General features: G+C 61.9%; 2 protein-coding genes. Both read left to right on the top strand.

Translation table 11 applies throughout. The features are described 5' to 3' along the window. Nucleotides 1-1,195: copper resistance D family protein (locus tag NW856_RS02900; protein ID WP_414399001.1), on the top strand; the 1,195-nt coding region annotated here is incomplete at its 5' end. Nucleotides 1,196-1,361: 166 nt separating this feature from the next. After that, nucleotides 1,362-3,697, top strand: a 2,336-nt coding sequence (locus NW856_RS02895) for a tetratricopeptide repeat protein (RefSeq protein ID WP_414399000.1), incomplete at its 3' end; no start/stop codon positions are given.

The following is a 3,697-nucleotide window of genomic DNA, read 5'->3' as shown; positions in this document are numbered from 1 at the left end:
GTACTGGCCGCTGGTGGGGGTACGCTGGGGGATCTACTTGGGCAGCCTTTTTGTGGTGGGGGTGCTGGGCTGGTGGCGACTGTTGCGGGGGCAGCGGAGCAGTTTCGCCGATTCTGATCGCGTCAGCGGGGCGGAGCCCTTATCTTGGGCTTTTGCGACAGCTTGGATCACCCTCAGCTTGACCGTGGTGGCCTTCAGTCTGCATTTGGCCCAGCTCTACCCTTACTTTAATGGGCGAGAGCTGCTGCGTGTGATGCTTTCTCCCTACGGTTGGGGTACGGGGCTGCGGCTGGTGGGGCTAGGGATCCTGATCTGGGCCTGTGAGGGAGGTGCCGTCTGGGCCAGCGGTATGGGGTCGGTGTTGGTGCTCGGCTCCTTTTTGCCCATTGGCCATGCTCTCACCAGTGAGCATCCGATGGGGACAATGGCGCTGCTGGGGCTGCATCTGGCCGGTTCAGCTTTCTGGTTGGGAGGGTTGTGGGGGCTGGAGCGCCTGCTGGGCAAGGAATCTGCTCCCTACCCATCTGTAGGCATCATCCAACGGTTTTCTGACGTGGCCACCTGGGCAGTGCCCGGACTGATCCTGGCAGGGGTGGGGATGGGTGGGATCCACCGCGGCTGGGACTGGGATCATCCGTATGGGCAGTATCTCTGGACCAAGCTGCTGCTGGTGCTGATGATGGTGGGGTTGGGCGCCCACAACAAGTTTCGGCTGGTGCCGGCATTGCAACAGGGTGGGCAGACGGTGGGCCGGTCGCTGCGCCGGATCGTCCGCCTGGAGTTGGTGGGGCTGATTCTGGTGCTGGCCTTGACCAGCTTCCTGGTGGCCCAGGCTCCCCCCAGTCATGGGAGGCAGGGCATGGGATCCCCACTGGAGTCGGGCTTGCAGACCAGTTGTGAAGAGAGCTTGAACTGGCCGGAAGGCAGCCTGCACCTGAGGATTCTGCCCTGTCGTCCTGGGGAAAATCAAATTCGGGCTGAGGTGAAGGGAGTCCCGGCCCAGGAATTGACCCTTGGGTTTTCCCTGCCAGAACAGGGGATCCCCCCTCTACGCCGCACTGTAGCGCCGGATGGGCCTGGCCAATTTGTGGTGGAAAATGTGCCCCTAGCCCTGGCGGGGGAATGGCAGATCGAGGTGAGACTGTTGGTCAGCGATTTTGAAGAGCGGCGAGGTCAGATCGCGGTTTCCCTCTGACGGAATCGTTCAGGATCATCACAACCCTTGAAGATCGCAAAAGAAAAAGCTGAAAAAGGCCCTGCCTAGGAGCTAGGGGCTGCTCCGCCCAAGGGTGTCGGCCTGTGGCAGAATCGAGCCAGCCTGTAGTAGCAAAAGGCTGCACTCTCAGGCGACCGGCTTGGCTATGGAAGACAAGATCAGAGCGGGAAGTGTGCTCAGGGGACGCTATCGCATTCTCCATCCCCTCGGGGAAGGAGGGTTTGGCGTAACCTACAAGGCGGTGGATCAAGACACCTTCGATAGCCCTTGCGTCGTCAAGCGCCTTCGCCCCCTCTCCACGGATCCCTATACGTTGGCCACGGCTCGCAAGCTCTTTGAACGGGAAGCCAAGGTTCTCAACCGGCTCAACCACTTCGACCAGGTGCCCCGCCTTTTGGCCCACTTCGAGCAGGATCAGGATTTTTACTTGGTGCAAGAGTTTGTTGCCGGGCATGATCTCAGCCAGGAGCTGATCCCGGGCAAGCCGCTGAGCGAGGCCGAGGTTTTGAAACTGTTGTGGGATATTTTGGAGATCCTGCGCCATGTACACGCCCACCAGATCGTCCATCGGGATATCAAGCCGGCCAACCTGATGCGCCGCGATGCCGATGGCAAGTTGGTGTTGATCGACTTTGGGGCAGTCAAGGAAGTGGGGCGGTTGGTCAGCCATGCCCCCGGCCAAACTCAGTTGGCGACGGTGATTGGCTCGGTTGGCTACATGGCGCCCGAACAGCTCAACGGCAAGCCCCAGCCCTGCAGCGACCTGTACTCCGTAGGGGTGCTGGCCATCCAAGCCCTCACCGGTCGTCCTCCCCATAAGATCCGGGACGATCCCCGCACCGGCCAACTGCTCTGGCGGGATTTGGTTCAGGTCAGCGAGGAGCTGGCCGAGATTTTGGATCGCCTGATCTGCCCCCACTGGCAAGAGCGCTTCCAGTCCGCTGCTGAAGTGTTGGAGGCGCTGCGGCCCCTGTTGCCTTTTCCCCAAGAGGCGACGCTCGGCGATGTTTCGGTGGATCAGGTTTTGGTGACGCGCCTGTTGGCCCGCGGACAGGAGAAAGCCCGCCAAGGGGATTTCCAGGGGGCGATTGCCGACTGTACGTTGGCCATTCAATTGGATCCCCAAAATAGCCGCGCCTACAGCCAGCGGGGCAGCGCCCGCTACAAAAGTGGGGACTTGGCAGGGGCCATCGCAGATTACACCCAAGTCATTCAACTGGCAGGGGACGCCCGCGCCTATTTCAACCGCGGCATTGCCCGCTACCGGCTGGAGGACTACGAGGGAGCTGTTGCCGACTACACCCAGGCTCTCGGCCTCAACCCACAATGGGCGGTGGCCTACTACAACCGTGGCAATGCTTACCGGCAACTCAATCAGCAGCAGCAGGCCATCGAGGATTATTCGCGGGCCATTGAGCTCAACCCAGAGGATGTGCGGGCCTATTTCAACCGGGGTGTGGTGCGGGGCAGCTTGGGAGATGCCCAAGGGGCCGTCGCCGACTTCTCAGAGGTGATCAAACGGGATCCTCAGGACGGGGAAGCCTATTTCAACCGGGGAGTGGCGCGGGCCCAGTTGCCAGATCTACAGGGGGCTATTGAGGACTACACCCAAGCGCTGCAGTTGGATCCTCGCCAGGACAAAGCCTATTACCACCGGGGCCTGGCCCGACAAGCGTTGGGGGATCCCCAAGGGGCCGTTGAAGATTTTTCTCAGGCCCTATCCCTACGGTCTGCTGAGGCCACTGAGCTACCTGAGGCAGAGGCGGCAGCCCAGGCGGATCTCTACTTGCAGCGGGCCATGGCCTACCTGAGCAGCAACACCCTGGAGCCGGCGCTGGCCGATTGTGAACAGGCTCTCCGCCTGGATCCTAAGCTGTCGCGGGCCTATCTCTGCCGGGGCTTGGCTCGCCAGGGGCTGGGGGATCCCGGCGGCGCTCTGGCAGACTTCAACCGCGCCCTGGAGCTGGATCCCCAGATGGCCAAAGCCTACCTCAACCGAGGCATTGCCCACCTGGACTTGGGCAACATCGAAGCGGCTTTGTCGGACTTGAGCCAGGCCATTGCTTTGGATCCCCAAGATGCCAGTGCCTACAGCAGCCGCGGGCGAATTCATTGGCTGCTGGGGGATCCCCTGGCGGCTCTGCAGGATTACACGGCTGCCCTGGAGCGGGATCCGCAGAACCCTCAGCTCTACCTCAACCGCGGCCAACTCCATGTTGAGCGGGAAGATTGGCCGGCAGCCTGTGAGGACTTCTCGCAGGTGTTGCAGTGGGCGGCGAGGCCTGGGATCCCACGCGGGCCGGAGCTGCTGGTTAATGCCCATCTGCGCCGCGGTATGGCACGGCAACGGTTGGGGGATTGGCAGGGAGCGCTGGCCGATTTCGACCAAGCTCTGCAAGGGGATCCTCAGTCGGGCTTGGCTTATTTCCATCGCGGCCAAGTGCGGGCTGCTCTGGGAGATGGGCTGGGGGCCATCCAGGA

The organism is Synechococcus sp. R3-13 (assembly GCF_047462195.1).
Lineage (GTDB): Bacteria > Cyanobacteriota > Cyanobacteriia > Thermostichales > Thermostichaceae > Thermostichus.
The sequence above is the reverse complement of the archived record's forward strand: the minus strand, read 5'-3'. Positions and strand labels throughout refer to the sequence as shown.